The organism is Chrysosporum bergii ANA360D, assembly GCF_029891735.1.
GTDB lineage: Bacteria > Cyanobacteriota > Cyanobacteriia > Cyanobacteriales > Nostocaceae > Umezakia > Umezakia bergii.
The window spans coordinates 43,911-58,645 of sequence record NZ_JANQDH010000051.1 but is presented as its reverse complement, the minus strand read 5'-3'; the positions used below and the strand labels follow the sequence as shown (position 1 = coordinate 58,645).

Below are 14,735 nucleotides of genomic sequence, written 5' to 3'. Positions count from 1 at the left end.
TTTATGATTGAGTCTTAACTGACCTTAAAAGTTGTGATGGTTTTTTGTAACTGCTGGGAAATCTCCACAGTTTGATGGAGAGATTTAGAAACTACATGAGAAGATTCGCTGGTACGTTGTGCAATAGCGCCGATATCTTGCATCAATTCACTAACAGCTTGGGATGTTTGTAACTGAGATGCGGTTGCAGTGGAAATAGACTGTAGTAAAAAATCTATTTTTCGGGATACCTCCAAAATTTGACTCAGGCTTTGCTTCGCTTCTTCGACAATCTGAGTACCTTCCATAACTTGGGAATTACCTACTTCCATAGCCAGAACCACTGTATTGGTTTCTCGTTGAATATTGGCGACAATTTGCTCAATTTCTTGAGTAGCAGAAGCACTACGGATCGCTAATTCACCTACTTCTTCCGCAACTACAGCAAAACCTTGTCCTTCTTCACCAGCCCGGGCTGCTTCAATACTGGCGTTGATGGCCAGTAAGTTGGTTTGGGTGGCGATTTGGTTAATTAAGGACACTACACGAGAAATTTGTTGAGAAGATTCTCCTAGGCGTTTGACTTTCTTAGCTGTATCACCGACGGTTTCCCGCAAACCAAGAATATTTTGCACTGTCAAATCCATAGCTTCTCCGGTCTTGGTGGCAGTGTGGGCTGCATTATTGGCAATAATTGCAGCTTCTTGGGCGTTTTCCGCTATGCTTTTGATAAAATTAGTCATTTGGTCAACAGCATCTAGGGTACGGTTGATTTCAGCAGCTTGGGTGACTGCATCTTCTGCTAATTGGCTAATTGCTGATTCATTATCACCAATTGCTGTGTTTACTTCGGTAGCAGTTTCTTTAACTTGGGTGACAATATCTCTGAGGCCTTCTACTATGGAATTAAAAAAGTCGGCTACCGTACCAATTACCCCAGATGTCACTTCAGCACGCACCGTCAAGTCACCATTGGCAGCCGTTTCTACTTGATTGAGTAGTTCTGTAAGTTGCTTTTGCAATGTTTCGTCAGAGTCTTTTTCTCCAATATTCTTGAGTGCTTGCTGTTCAGTTAAAACCTGTAATTGGGCGGCTATTTGATTAAATTTATTACTTATAACTTTAAACTCATCTTGTCTGGAAGTGTGCCAACGGGTATCAAGTTCACCCTCAGCAAGCTTTGATAAAGCCAACCCCACATTTAAAATTGGTTGTGTAATAGCCTTGGCTAACCAAACTGCCATCGCAGCTGCAACCAATGCTAATATTACAGTCACTATGGTTATTGTTTGCCAGAGTTGTTTTTCAGGTGTAAACGCAATTGCTGTGTCCGTAGTTAAAACTAATTGCCAGTTGAGATCAGGTAAGCCTTGTATTTTCCCAGATGGAACATAGCTAATCAGGCGTAGATTATGATTAATTTTCTCAATTTTGGTGAAAGCATCAAATTGCTTTGCTGGTATTAATTTACCTAAATCCGGATATCCTCCATCTAACAATTCTGTTTCTGAACTCAGGAAAACTTGGCCGGAACTATCAAGCAAATAATATTGACTGCCACTACTGCTATAGTTCTTAGTCGCCTCTGTCAAGTACTTTAAAGGCATAGTAGCTATGACCACAGCTATGGTTTGACCTGTCACTGCATCTTTAACAGGTGCTGTGATATTAATTGCTGCTTTTTCTGGCTGACTAATGACAGGAGTATCTTTTTGTCGAGTTTCTTTAATTAGTGCAGCTATTTTACTATGGTTATTTACAGGTGTGCCTGTGGATTTGACAATCAATTTCTGTCCATTATCAAAAATGGCAATGCTGTCATAAGCTTTGTGAGTCTTGACAAAATTATCTAAAAATGACTGCTGATCGGCAATAGTTGTATTCGTCTTAACTAAGGTATTGGTAAAAAATGGTGATTGGGAGATGATTTGAACATCTTTATATCCCCCCAATATCAAGCGGTTAATTTGTTCTGTTAATTTGGTAGCAGTTGCTTGATGAGATTGATTAATTTGTTTAGTCATTGATTTATGAGCTAAACCGTAGGCGATCGCCCCCATAGCTAGGGTTGGTAAAATCGTGATGGCGATCGCTAATATTGCCATTTTTTTACTTAAACTTAACCGTTGAATATATCCCACCACATAATCACCATGATAATTGTTAGCTGTTTGCTTCTGATTATTACCTAGTAACTCTACCTTAATTTTAGTAACTTTTCCACGTAAAATAAAAGATGTTTCCTTTTTACTCTGACCAGATTTAGCCTTTTTATCACCATTAAACATATTTAATTTTATTTGATTTTTCCTAGCATCTAATTATTGCGAAGAACAGGGGAAAACGCCAGACACTTTGCATCTAAAACCAGCAATATTTCTTCCTCCTTGACAACACACCCACTTAAATAAGGTACTAAACTAGATGCTACTTGTCCCCATGGAGACCGAATATCATCAGACATAAATTTAGTTATACCTTTAATCTCGTGAACAACCAACCCTAACATCAGTGATTCTACCTCAATCACAATGATATTATATTGCCTTAATCTACCGTCTAAAGATTCTAAATTAAGCATTCTTGGTAGATCAACCGCCCAAATTATATGACTCCGCCAATTCATTAACCCTAGTATACAAGGCGGCATATTGGGCATCGAAGTTACCGACTCAACTGCTAAACTTACCGCTTCCTGGGTGTAATTTATGGGCATAATAGCAGGAGTTTGTTGATTTAGTTCAAACTTGAGATAGCTGTTTTCCCAGTTATTTTTACTTGCTTGTTTATCAACCAAAATCTTATAATTCTTCATTGGTATATTACTTTAAAGCACCACTGATTTAATAGCACCCAACAGCTGTTCCCTTGTATATGGCTTAGTTAGGTAAACATCTGCACCTTGTTTCATTGCCCAGAACTTATCAATTTCTTGATTTTTGGAACTGCAGATAACTATTGGTAATTTTTGAGTTGTGGGATTTTTTTTCAGTGAACGGCACAACTCAAATCCACTCATTCCCGGCATGACCACATCGGTAACAATTGCATCTGGCTGTTCTGATACAACTTTTTCTAAAGCTTCTTTTGCACTGCTAGCTTTAATGACATCGCAACCACTATCTTTGAGGTAATAGCTCATCAGTTCTAATTCGCTGGGTGAATCTTCTACAATCAAAATTTTGCCAACCAAGATAACACTCATCGTTCCAACTCCTCAAAAAAACGTTATACCAGACAAGACTAAATTAATCAAGGTATTTAAACACCATCTTCAACAACTCAGGTTGTGTAAAAGGTTTGGTCAGGTACCCTGATGATCTCACCATTTTTGCTTTTGCTCTGTCGATAAATCCCGTTCTACCAGTCACCATAATAATGGGAGTTTTTTTAAAATCTGAATGCCTCCTTAAGAGGGAACACAATTCATAGCCATCTAAATTAGGCATTTCCACATCCAGCAAAACCAGGTCTGGTTTACTACGCATAATTTGCATTAAAGCCTTAACAGGATCATTGATGGTCACCACTGAAAATGTATTACCATCCAAAAAAAGTTTGATAGCATCTAAGACAGTCTGACTATCATCAATACAAGCAATGGTATATAGATTTTTTTGAACGCTGGGCTGATAATTTTGTTGATTTTTATTGACGGCTGGAGTAAATTTTTGACCTGACTGGGTATTTTGCCGACTTCGTAACTGCTTTTGACAATATTCAGCCAGTGACCGCAAGTCTAAATAACAAAACTTGGGTAACTCCTCCCAGGAACTCTCAGCAGAAAACTCATAGTTTCCCTCTTTTAAGGGTAGAAAAGTTTGTAAAACTTCTTTCGCTAATTCACATATCAAGGTTTCTGCTTGACTAGATGTGATATGTTTCTCATTAACTAACCAGCAAATACCTTGGTAATCTGCATATGGCATCGACTGATGTTCATCCTTTGCTTCAAACATCAGTCGCATTTGCACACGAGTGGCGCTGTTAAGCGTAGGGACTTCTTGACTCAATCGCTGTAAATGATGATCAAGACGGTCAAAGAGTCTATGAGAACAAGAGGCGTAAGTCAGTCTACCATCCTCTATATTAATAGACCAAGAAGCTGTTTTTGTAAATACACGTAAGCAGCCAGTAGCATGGCGGCTACTTAGTTGCACCAGTAGGGACAAGGGATGTAGTTTCTGGGGTAACCAGTAACCACTTAGAGGAGTGGTACTCATGTTGCTTTTATTTCTTCACCTCAATTTGTACAGTAGCCGTGCCACTGTTCCCAATTCATTTTAATTAATAGCTGTGTGTATTAGCAAATACAAAATTTACACAACGGTATCTATGGTTAAATCGGATCAAAACCAAGTTTCGACCACGATTAAACCTCATCAATTATTAATTTAACTTTAACTTACTCACTTATACTAATACCGTTAAATATATTTACCGGATTAGCCATCACATTTTTACAAGTGCGGATGAAAGGACTTGAACCTTCACTCCTGTCGGAACTAGAACCTAAATCTAGCGCGTCTGCCAATTCCGCCACATCCGCATTAATAACTCACAATAGCATACAAAATATTTTATGGCAATAGACATGGGAAAATAATTTTCCCCATGTCCCCTTCCCCTACATCACGGCTACACGAGGTAAACGATGCTTAAACCCGCAGAGAATTTCCCAAGAAATAGTGTTTAATGTTCCCGCCCAATCCTCTGGTGAGATGGTTTGTGTTCCTTGTGTGCCGAGGAGTGTGACTACTTCCCCTTCTTGTAAATCCGGAATAGCACTGACATCCAGCATTAATTGATCCATAGTAATTGTGCCAATTTGCGGCACGCGTTGTCCGCGAATTAACACTTGGATTTTTTGGGAAAGACCACGGGAAACTCCATCAGCGTAACCGATGCCCACCACTGCCAGGCGGAGTTCGTGGGGGGCGATAAATTTGTGACCGTAACTAACCCCAGTACCTGCAGCTATTGTTTTAACGTGAGTAATTCGCGCTCTTAGCTGTAACACAGGCTTGAGGTTAATTACATTTTGTAAATGAGGCGCAGGATACAGTCCGTAGATAGCTAAACCCACCCGCACAATGTCGTAATGTAAAGCAGGATTGGTGAGAGTCGCTGCTGAGTTAGCCAAATGCAAGCAACGTGGATTGATCCCCATTGCTTTGACTTGGGCGATGGCCTGGTCAAATCGTCTCTGCTGTTCTTGCATGACTGTGGTGTCGGGATGATCTGCTGTTGCTAGATGGGAATAAATACTGGCAATATCAAGGTGAGGTAAGTTTTGAATTAACTGGACAAATTCAACAGCTTCTTGCCAGTTAGTTCCTAACCTGGACATTCCCGTGTCTAATTTAATGTGTACAGGTAGAGGTGAAGTATAATTAATGGTTTCTAAAGTATTGGAAAAAATCAAGGCTTGTTTCGGACTGCACAAAGTCGCCTGTAAATTCCAGTGAGCGATCGCCTGAATTTGTTCTGGTGTGTTAGTTGCACCTAAAATCAAAATTGGAGCTTTGATTCCAGCTTCCCTTAATTGAATACCCTCTGGAACCGTAGCCACTCCCAACCAACTAGCTCCTGATTGTAGTGCTGTTTGAGCAACTGTGACAGATCCATGTCCATAGGCATCGGCTTTTACCACTGCCATTAACTGAGTACCTGGGGACAAAAACTGCACCAACTGCCCGACATTGTGAGATAAAGCCCCTAAATCAATTTCCACCCAAGCCCGTTGGGATAACCAAGCGTAAGTATTACACTCCTGTTCATCGGTAAAACTAGGGTTTTGTTGGCGATTTAACATTTTTTCTACTCCTCTCACACCACTCTTGGGCATTCACTTTAGATAAGCAACATCAGAGATAATCAGGAAGTTTACCTTTGAACATGGAATTAACACAAGATACTGATGTGCGAGAGTTGCTGATCTTTAAATTAGTTGGGCTAATACTGCCAATTTGGCAGTATTAGGCATTATTCTGGGTTATGGGGTTAAAAATTCTGTTTACCACCGAGGGGCTATAGCCACTTTGAGCCTATTTACTTTTGTCGTTTGGAAAGTTAGCTTAACTCTTGCTACTGTGAGGATTTTCCAGGAATCATCTCCCGTAACTCATATTGATTTTTAAATTATTTGGGAAGTATCATTTCTTCTCATCTTCCAAGAAGAATATTTTTGTGTTAATATATGTAAAACTAATACCTCGAGCGCTAACCAATGGGGAAGGTCTTAGTCCTTAATGCCTCTTACGAACCGCTCAACATCACGAGCTGGCGTCGCGCTGTGATTCTGTTGCTGAAAGGCAAAGCAGAACGCATTGAACACAACGGGAGATTCTTATCATCAGATTTTCCCTTGCCGACTGTAATTCGTTTGCGTCACTATGTACGTGTCCCGTACAAGGAAATTCCTCTCACTCGCCGAAATATCCTGCACCGTGACAGTCACTCTTGTCAATACTGCGGCTACACCGGGGATGAATTGACATTAGACCACGTAATACCGCGATCGCGCGGCGGTGGCGATACCTGGGAAAACATTGTTACAGCTTGCGTCCGTTGCAATGTGAAAAAAGGTAACCGCACACCATACGAGGCTCATATGCCTTTACGTCATCCTCCCAGGCGGCCTTACAGTAGTCTTTATTTCGAGGTGAGTAAACATCTCAAGAGCGGACTACACAACGAGTGGCAAAAATATGTAATTGGTCTCTGACCATAAAACGAGACCCAAGACCCTGGCTTCAGACGTGGGGATAAGTCGATAGCGACTTTAGTCCCAAATTTTCAAAACCTCAAAGAATTGTCACCTGTTGTAGGTGTTAGATTGTCCTGTGTAAATAGCCCTGCATCAGCCAGAGGTTTTCACAGATGGTCTAGGTTGGTTTAGTCCAAGGCAACCAGTCCCTTACAGAGCAGGGACTACTTTTTGTCGCATCTGCTCCCATGGACATCAATCAATCATATTAAATAATAATATATATCGAGACGACGCACAAAGTAAACATCATAGCACAAAATTTGTAAATAAAATCAGGAATATACTTTACTGTCTCCACCGTTGAAAATGGGGAGCAAGTTGATTTTAAAGTCTTATTTACAGCTATTATTACTTATATTCAGGTTTATTGGTGTAATTTGGTAAATTTTAGCAAATTGCTGGCAAATTTAAGTTACAAAAAATAGAGCCAGATCAGTATGCCAACAATCCTAGATTTTTGCGAAGATCAGAATGTGTATCTAAAACAGTAGAGTGTTGGTTGTAGTAGTTCTTAACAAATCAATGGAGGCTCGCTCTTATCAAGATGTCCCCTATACAATTGAATTCTGCCTCAAAGCAATCAAATGGTTTTTTATTAACCACAGAACCTAGCCGAGAGGATGCTGATGTTGAAATTTCACTTACCAGTTCACCCTTACCATCATCCCATGGCGAAGGAAAAAATAGAAAATATTTAGGTCAAAGAGGAAATGCCTTAGCTTTTCAAAAGTCTGAGGAACTGCAAAAGACGCTTTTAGCACACCGAAACGAGCGTCACTTAGTAATTCTACAAGATTTCCCTGACCCTGATGCCCTTTCTTGCGCTTGGGCTTACCAGTTAATAGTTGAGCAATATGATATAAAATGCGAAATTATTTATGCTGGTACCCTGAGTCATCAAGAAAATATTGCCCTAGTTAAACTGACTGGATTACCAGCCCAGCGCTGGACATCCCAAATCCTGAAAAGCAAAGACTTGTCATCTTATCAAGGCTGCATTTTAATTGATAACCAAGGAACTACAAGTCAACTACTCACAGCAGTGCAACAAGCGGGAATTCCGTTAATTGCAGTCATTGACCATCACAGCTTACAAGGCGAATACAAATCAGAATTTATTGATGTTCGTCCTCATGTACGAGCAACATCAACAATTGTTACTCAATATCTGCAATCAGGTTTACTAACCTTAGATAGCGGCATCGCTCAACACGTCAAATGTGCCACTGCTTTGATGCACGGCTTGCGATCAGATACCAATCGGCTGATGCAAGCCCAAGAAGAAGATTTTATGGCCGCAGCTTATCTGAGCCGATTTTATGATGCTCAACTGCTCAACGCCATTTTACAGGCAAATCGTTCTAAGCGAGTGATGGACGTGATCGAGCGATCGCTCAAAAACCGCATCGTACAGAATAACTTTTCCATTGCTGGCGTTGGTTATCTTCGCTACGAAGATCGGGATGCTATTCCCCAAGCAGCTGATTTTCTGGTCACAGAGGAAAACGTACACACCGCAGTAGTTTACGGCATTGTTCACGACGAAGAGGAGTTAGAGGTGGTGATTGGTTCCCTGAGAACTGCTAAACTCACCCTTGACCCCGATGAGTTTATTAAAGAAGCCTTTGGGCAAGACAGCACCGGGCGATTTTTTGGTGGTGGACGTACAGGAGCAGGCGGTTTTGAAATTCCCATGGGTTTCTTATCCGGTAGTAACGAAAATTCCGCCTATGCAAAAATGAAATGGGAAGTATATGATTCTCAAATCAAGCAAAAGCTACTCAAGTTAGTTAATCCCAAGGACAACCCAATTCAGTCTGAATAAGCCCAGTATTTGCCGCCAGAAAAATCTCCGTTAGGGAAGCAAAAACATAACATTGCAAGACCCCTACCCATAAATTCAGCTGAAAGCTAAGAAATAAGCTTTTTAGCTGTAAATTTTTAAATAAAAAAGGGACTGATATTACAGAAAACCTATGGAATTATATTTAATTCGTCACGGTATCGCTGAAGAAAAGCAACCAGACATCAAAGATGAACAGCGATCGCTCACAAAAGAAGGGCGGCAAAAAGCCGAGAAAGTTGCCGAGAAAATTAAAAAACTGGGTTTGGAGTTTGATATAATCCTCACCAGTCCCTTAGTCAGGGCGAGACAAACAGCTGAAATTCTGGTAGCAAATAAACTTAGTAGCAAATGGGAAGAATCTGACCATCTTGCCCCTACTGGTCATATCCACCGTTGGCTAGAAGAATGGTTAGCAGCTAAAAATTATCCCCAAAAAACCCAAATTGCCCTAGTAGGACATGAACCTTGTCTGAGCAACTGGGCAGAAATCCTGCTGTGGGGTGAAGTCAAAAACAGTTTAGTCTTGAAAAAAACAGGTATGATTGGAATAAAACTACCAGAAAGAGGTTCACCTGTGGGTCGCAGTCAAATGTTTTGGTTGACCCCCCCCAAGTACCTGCTGTAACAGCTTTTCAACATTAAAAAAGAAATATTGTCATGTCGGCCACTGTTATCGCGACAATAATTTCTGGTAAGTTAGCGTCATCAGATATTTCAAAAAGCAAATGGTGTTGCCATGATGGTGTGCGAATACAAGCCTGGTTTAGAAGGCATTCCCGCAGCCCAATCGAGTATTAGTCATGTTGATGGGCAAAAAGGGATTCTAGAATATCGTGGCATCCGGGTTGAGGAACTAGCAGAAAAAAGTTCCTTTCTGGAAACTGCTTATCTCTTAATCTGGGGTGAACTGCCAACTAAAGAACAATTGCAAGGGTTTGAGAATGAGATTCGCTACCATAGGCGGATAAAATATCGGATTCGGGACATGATGAAATGCTTTCCCGAAAGCGGTCACCCCATGGATGCTCTACAAGCCTCTGCTGCTGCTTTAGGCCTGTTTTATTCCCGCCGGGATCTACACAACCCAGTCTACATTCGGGATGCTGTAGTGCGCTTGTTAGCAACCATTCCCACAATGGTAGCGGCATTTCAGTTAATGCGAAAAGGTAATGACCCCGTAAAGCCTAGGGATGACTTAGATTATGCCGCCAACTTTCTCTATATGCTCAACGAGAAAGAACCAGATCCTTTAGCAGCAAAAATTTTTGACATCTGCTTAATTCTTCACGTCGAGCATACAATGAACGCCTCGACCTTCAGTGCTAGGGTAACAGCTTCAACCTTAACTGACCCTTATGCTGTAGTTGCTAGTGCCGTAGGAACCTTAGGAGGGCCACTGCACGGCGGAGCTAACGAAGAAGTGATTCAGATGTTGGAACAAATTGGCACAGTTGAAAATGTGCGCCCCTATGTAGAAGAACTACTGGAACGCAAAGCCAAGATCATGGGCTTTGGGCATCGTGTCTATAAAGTGAAAGATCCACGAGCCACAGTCCTACAAAACCTGGCAGAAAAATTATTTGCCAAGTTTGGGCATGATAAGTACTATGACATTGCCGTAGAAATGGAAAAAGTGGTAGCAGAAAAACTGGCTGGTAAAGGCATTTATCCCAATGTAGACTTTTATTCTGGTTTGGTCTACAGAAAAATGGGGATTCCTACAGACTTGTTTACACCAATATTTGCCATCGCCCGTGTCGCAGGTTGGTTAGCTCACTGGAAGGAACAACTGGCAGAAAACCGCATCTTCCGACCAACCCAGATTTATAACGGCAAGCATGAAGTTACTTATATCCCCATTGATCAACGTTAACTAGCGGTTTGATTGTCACCCAAACCCACCACCACCGCTCAAAGTAGATAACCGTTGCCAGTAGGTGAACGGAAGCTTGCCATTGCTTTGTCAGGGGGTCGGGAGATAACAGTTGATTCAGCGGTTTATGTCTGGCACAAATCCTTGTATAGCCGGGGCTAATCACCAATGGCTACGCCACTCCGGCGATAGAAGGATATACTAGGCATGGGAACTAGTAATCAATCAAGCATCTTCATCAAAGCACAAAAGGATGAAGGATGAAGGCTGAAATTTTATACTTCATAACTTCACACTTCATACTTCACTGGAGTTAAACAGCGTAAACATGAATTCAGGAATTGACCTCCAAGGAACGTTTATTAAATCCGTCATGGATTTAGGGATACCAGCAGGGGTAGCCAAAGCCATTTGGATGCCCTTGCCAATGATACTAATGCTCATTGGCGCAACAGTGGGGGTACTAGTCTGTGTTTGGCTAGAACGGAAGATTTCCGCATCAGCACAGCAGCGCATCGGCCCAGAATTTATTGGACCCTTTGGCTTACTAGCCCCAGTGGCCGATGGCATCAAGCTGATCTTCAAAGAAGATGTAGTACCAGCTAAAGCAGACCCTTGGCTATTTACCATCGGACCCATTTTAGTAGTACTACCAGTATTTTTGTCCTATTTGATTGTCCCCTTTGGACAAAATATTGTGATTACCAACGTGGGCATGGGAATCTTCTTGTGGATTGCCTTTTCTAGCATTGCCCCCATTGGGTTGTTAATGGCTGGTTACGCATCCAATAATAAATACTCCCTCATAGGGGGCTTGCGGGCTGCTGCCCAGTCCATTAGCTACGAAATTCCTTTATCCTTGAGCGTGTTGGCAGTGGTCATGATGTCTAACAGTCTCAGCACCATTGATATTGTTAACCAGCAATCAGGTTATGGTATCCTCGGCTGGAACATTTGGCGGCAACCAGTGGGGTTACTAATTTTTTGGATAGCAGCCCTGGCAGAATGCGAACGCTTGCCCTTTGACTTACCAGAAGCAGAAGAAGAAATTGTTGCTGGTTATCAAACCGAATACTCCGGCATGAAATTCGCCTTATTTTACCTCAGTTCCTATGTCAACCTAGTGCTTTCTGCTCTGTTAGTAGCGGTTTTATATCTGGGTGGCTGGGACTTTCCCATTCCCGTTAATGTCATAGCTAATTGGTTGGGAGTCAGTGAATTTAATCCAGTGTTACAGGTAGCAACTGCCTCTTTGGGTATTGTCATGACCCTCATCAAAGCCTATGTGCTGGTATTTATCGCCATATTGATACGTTGGACAGTACCACGGGTACGGATTGACCAATTGCTAGACTTAGGATGGAAGTTTTTGTTACCAATTGCTTTGGTTAATCTTCTCGTCACCGCAGCCCTGAAACTTGCCTTTCCCGTCGCTTTTGGCGGATAAATCAATTTAAGGTTTTAGATGTCATCTAAAACCTTAAGTTCAGAATTAAAAAGAGAGAGAAACACTAAAAATGCTCAAGTTCCTCAAACAAGTTGGTGATTACGCCAAAGAAGCAGTACAAGCCGGACGTTACATTGGTCAAGGGTTAGCTGTAACTTTCGACCATATGCAGCGTCGCCCAGTTACGGTACAGTATCCTTACGAAAAACTGATTCCTGGGGAAAGATTTCGCGGCAGGATTCACTTTGAGTTTGATAAATGTATCGCTTGTGAAGTCTGTGTTAGGGTTTGTCCCATTAATCTGCCTGTAGTGGACTGGGAATTTGAAAAAGTCAGTAAAAAGAAAAAGCTCAAGCACTACAGTATTGACTTTGGGGTTTGTATTTTCTGTGGTAACTGTGTGGAATATTGCCCCACTAACTGTCTATCCATGACCGAAGAATATGAGCTATCTACTTATGATCGCCATGAATTGAACTATGACAACGTAGCTTTAGGTCGTCTGCCTTATAAAGTCACAAACGACCCCATGGTTACACCACTGCGGGAACTAGCTTATTTACCCAAGGGTGTAATGGACCCCCACGACCTACCAACTGATGCACCTCGTGCTGGTTCTCGTCCAGAAGACCTGGTAGAACAAACAGAAACAACCAGCAGCTAAAGCCCTGATGCGGAAAATTATATTTTTCCTTCGCCTTGGCTCTGCTGGTGGGTAATCGTTATATTGGAAATCAAAAAGGATCGGAAAAAGTGAATTTAGCCGAAGGAGTACAGTTTGTTTCGTTAGGCATACTAGGCGTGATGATGGTTGGGGCAGCTTTAGGCGTAGTGCTGTTTTCTAACGTCGTCTATTCTGCCTTTATGCTGGGGGGCGTGTTTATCAGCATGGCGGGGTTTTACCTGTTACTTAATGGTGACTTTGTGGCAGCAGCACAGGTACTAATTTATGTTGGTGCAGTTAACGTGCTGATTTTATTTGCCATTATGTTAGTGAACAAACGCCAAGATTTTGTACCATTTCCCAGTGCTGGACTGCGTAAAGTACTCACAGGGGTAGTCAGTGTAGGATTATTTGCCTTGTTGAGTACCATGGTATTGGGGACTCCTTGGGCATATTCAACACCCGGTCCTGCGGGTGGGGAAAGTTCTATAGTTGTAATTGGTCAACATTTCTTCACAGACTTTTTACTACCTTTTGAACTCGCTTCTATATTGTTACTGATAGCAATGGTGGGGGCAATCATTTTGGCCCGTCGCGAGTATTTGCCTGACCAACCCACACCATCAGAACTGCCACAAACAGTTTTAACCTTGCCAGAACGCCCTAGAGAATTGGTATCGGCAGGCAAGGAAACCACAGAGTAAACCAAGAGTAAAAAGCCATTTTTTTGGTAAGGGATACAAGAATCCATGCAACTTCAGTACTTTTTATTACTAGCAGCAGCTTTATTTTGTATTGGCATTTATGGCCTAATTACCAGTCGTAACGCCGTGCGGGTGTTGATGTCAATTGAGTTACTGCTCAATGCTGTTAATCTGAATTTAATGGCATTTTCCAACTTTCTGGATTCAACTTTAATTAAGGGTCAGGTATTCACCGTGTTTGTGATTACTGTGGCTGCTGCTGAGGCAGCGGTTGGTTTAGCCATTGTGCTGGCCATTTATCGCAACCGTGATACTGTTGATATGGAGCAGTTTAATCTCCTGAAGTGGTAATTTTGCGTGCAACTCAAGCAGATCATCATTGCTTATAAAGCACGAGATTCCCAGAGTAAACGCTGGGCAGAACTCTGTGCTGAACAACTAGAAAATCGCCAGTGTCAGGTGTTAATGGGACCTAGTGGTCCGAAAGATAACCCCTACCCGGTGTTTTTGGCTTCTGCTAGTCAACCAATTGATTTAGCTTTGGTACTCGGTGGTGATGGCACTGTTCTAACCAGTGCTAGACATTTAGCTCCAGCCGGTATACCCATTTTGGGCGTGAATGTTGGAGGTCATCTGGGTTTTTTAACCGAGTCAGTGGATGAGTTTCAAGATACAGAGAAAATTTGGGATCGGCTATTTGAGGATCGCTATGCTATCCAGAGGCGGATGATGTTAAAAGCCGCAGTTTATGAGGGTCATCGCACGAATTTACAACCTGTGACTGAGTGTTTCCTGGCTTTAAATGAATTTTGTGTTAAACCCGCTTCTGCTGACCGCATGATCACTTCTATTCTGGAAATGGAAATTGATGGTGAGGTAGTTGACCAATATGTGGGGGATGGTTTGATTATTTCCACTCCCACTGGTTCTACTGGTTACACCGTTTCCGCCAATGGACCCATTATCCACGATGCTATGGAGGCCATTACCATCACTCCCATTTGTCCCATGAGTCTATCTAGTCGTCCCCTAGTTTTACCTCCTGGTTCTGTGGTCAGCATCTGGCCTTTGGGAGACTATGACCTAAGTACAAAATTGTGGATGGATGGGGTGTTATCTACCTCAATTTGGCCTGGACATCACGTTAATGTGCGAATGGCTGATTGTCGGGCGAAATTTATTATTTTACGCGAGAACAATTCATATTATCAGACACTGCGAGAAAAGCTGCTTTGGGCAGGTACAAGGGTTCGCTACAGTAATAATCACCGTAATTGATGGATGAGGTTTGTACTAAGCGCTTTTGTTTTAAGTTGTCATACACTAGCCCCCGGATATATTCGGGGGTTTTTCAACAGTTATCTCTATAAACTTTCTCAGACTACTGAGGGAGATCCGTAGGGTAACAAGATGTTCGCACTACAATACTTTGATTATTTACATTTGTATC

General features: G+C 41.9%; 14 protein-coding genes and 1 tRNA gene. 9 read left to right on the top strand and 6 right to left on the bottom strand.

The genetic code is table 11. The features are described from left to right. Positions 1-14 precede the first annotated feature (14 nt). From NWP17_RS08380 to alr, 6 genes are all read right to left on the bottom strand, one after another. The gene (locus NWP17_RS08380; protein WP_280654453.1) at positions 15-2,267 is read right to left on the bottom strand and encodes a methyl-accepting chemotaxis protein; all 2,253 of its coding nucleotides are present in this window, start codon (positions 2,265-2,267) and stop codon (positions 15-17) included. Positions 2,268-2,296: 29 nt separating this feature from the next. Then, entirely contained in the window at positions 2,297-2,794 is a 498-nt protein-coding gene (locus tag NWP17_RS08375) for a chemotaxis protein CheW (protein WP_280654452.1), read from the bottom strand. 12 nt (positions 2,795-2,806) lie between these two features. Further along, complete coding sequence (locus NWP17_RS08370) at positions 2,807-3,184, bottom strand: response regulator transcription factor (protein ID WP_280654451.1); 378 nt, start codon at positions 3,182-3,184, stop codon at positions 2,807-2,809. A 43-nt stretch (positions 3,185-3,227) separates the two neighbouring features. Continuing rightward, complete coding sequence (locus NWP17_RS08365; RefSeq protein WP_280654450.1) at positions 3,228-4,202, bottom strand: response regulator; 975 nt, start codon at positions 4,200-4,202, stop codon at positions 3,228-3,230. Between the two features lie 244 nt (positions 4,203-4,446). After that, a tRNA-Leu gene (locus tag NWP17_RS08360) sits at positions 4,447-4,528 on the bottom strand. Positions 4,529-4,606: 78 nt separating this feature from the next. Further along, entirely contained in the window at positions 4,607-5,794 is a 1,188-nt protein-coding gene (gene alr, locus NWP17_RS08355) for an alanine racemase (RefSeq protein WP_280654449.1), read from the bottom strand. A gap of 414 nt (positions 5,795-6,208) precedes the next feature. Here alr and NWP17_RS08350 point away from each other — a divergent pair, with 414 nt between their 5' ends. The 9 genes from NWP17_RS08350 to NWP17_RS08310 all read left to right on the top strand — a co-directional run bounded on the left by NWP17_RS08350 (position 6,209) and on the right by NWP17_RS08310 (position 14,563). After that, complete coding sequence (locus tag NWP17_RS08350) at positions 6,209-6,706, top strand: HNH endonuclease (RefSeq protein ID WP_280654448.1); 498 nt, start codon at positions 6,209-6,211, stop codon at positions 6,704-6,706. Between the two features lie 598 nt (positions 6,707-7,304). After that, entirely contained in the window at positions 7,305-8,576 is a 1,272-nt protein-coding gene (locus NWP17_RS08345) for a DHH family phosphoesterase (protein WP_280654493.1), read from the top strand. 151 nt (positions 8,577-8,727) lie between these two features. Further along, the gene (gene sixA / locus NWP17_RS08340; protein ID WP_280654447.1) at positions 8,728-9,222 is read left to right on the top strand and encodes a phosphohistidine phosphatase SixA; all 495 of its coding nucleotides are present in this window, start codon (positions 8,728-8,730) and stop codon (positions 9,220-9,222) included. Positions 9,223-9,333: 111 nt separating this feature from the next. Next, complete coding sequence (locus NWP17_RS08335) at positions 9,334-10,470, top strand: citrate synthase (RefSeq protein WP_280654446.1); 1,137 nt, start codon at positions 9,334-9,336, stop codon at positions 10,468-10,470. Positions 10,471-10,798: 328 nt separating this feature from the next. Next, positions 10,799-11,917, top strand: a complete 1,119-nt coding sequence (gene nuoH / locus NWP17_RS08330; protein WP_280654445.1) for an NADH-quinone oxidoreductase subunit NuoH — start codon at positions 10,799-10,801, stop codon at positions 11,915-11,917. A 70-nt stretch (positions 11,918-11,987) separates the two neighbouring features. Then, the gene (ndhI, locus tag NWP17_RS08325; protein ID WP_280654444.1) at positions 11,988-12,581 is read left to right on the top strand and encodes an NAD(P)H-quinone oxidoreductase subunit I; all 594 of its coding nucleotides are present in this window, start codon (positions 11,988-11,990) and stop codon (positions 12,579-12,581) included. An 89-nt stretch (positions 12,582-12,670) separates the two neighbouring features. Further along, entirely contained in the window at positions 12,671-13,285 is a 615-nt protein-coding gene (locus tag NWP17_RS08320) for an NADH-quinone oxidoreductase subunit J (RefSeq protein ID WP_280654443.1), read from the top strand. A gap of 45 nt (positions 13,286-13,330) precedes the next feature. Next, positions 13,331-13,636: an NADH-quinone oxidoreductase subunit NuoK gene (gene nuoK / locus NWP17_RS08315; RefSeq protein WP_006199065.1), complete on the top strand. Its 306-nt coding sequence runs from the start codon at positions 13,331-13,333 to the stop codon at positions 13,634-13,636. Between the two features lie 6 nt (positions 13,637-13,642). Further along, on the top strand, positions 13,643-14,563 hold the full coding sequence (locus NWP17_RS08310; RefSeq protein WP_280654442.1) for an NAD(+) kinase: 921 nt from the start codon (positions 13,643-13,645) through the stop codon (positions 14,561-14,563). Positions 14,564-14,735: the final 172 nt, after the last annotated feature.

Bases quoted from the DNA above. Each gene is read 5' to 3' on its own strand.
- ndhI (WP_280654444.1), top strand. From the start codon at position 11,988: ATGCTCAAGTTCCTCAAACAAGTTGGTGATTACGCCAAAGAAGCAGTA.
- NWP17_RS08365 (WP_280654450.1), bottom strand. From the start codon at position 4,202: ATGAGTACCACTCCTCTAAGTGGTTACTGGTTACCCCAGAAACTACAT.
- alr (WP_280654449.1), bottom strand. From the start codon at position 5,794: ATGTTAAATCGCCAACAAAACCCTAGTTTTACCGATGAACAGGAGTGT.
- nuoK (WP_006199065.1), top strand. From the start codon at position 13,331: ATGCAACTTCAGTACTTTTTATTACTAGCAGCAGCTTTATTTTGTATT.
- nuoH (WP_280654445.1), top strand. From the start codon at position 10,799: ATGAATTCAGGAATTGACCTCCAAGGAACGTTTATTAAATCCGTCATG.
- NWP17_RS08380 (WP_280654453.1), bottom strand. From the start codon at position 2,267: ATGTTTAATGGTGATAAAAAGGCTAAATCTGGTCAGAGTAAAAAGGAA.
- NWP17_RS08335 (WP_280654446.1), top strand. From the start codon at position 9,334: ATGATGGTGTGCGAATACAAGCCTGGTTTAGAAGGCATTCCCGCAGCC.
- NWP17_RS08370 (WP_280654451.1), bottom strand. From the start codon at position 3,184: ATGAGTGTTATCTTGGTTGGCAAAATTTTGATTGTAGAAGATTCACCC.
- NWP17_RS08350 (WP_280654448.1), top strand. From the start codon at position 6,209: ATGGGGAAGGTCTTAGTCCTTAATGCCTCTTACGAACCGCTCAACATC.
- sixA (WP_280654447.1), top strand. From the start codon at position 8,728: ATGGAATTATATTTAATTCGTCACGGTATCGCTGAAGAAAAGCAACCA.
- NWP17_RS08375 (WP_280654452.1), bottom strand. From the start codon at position 2,794: ATGAAGAATTATAAGATTTTGGTTGATAAACAAGCAAGTAAAAATAAC.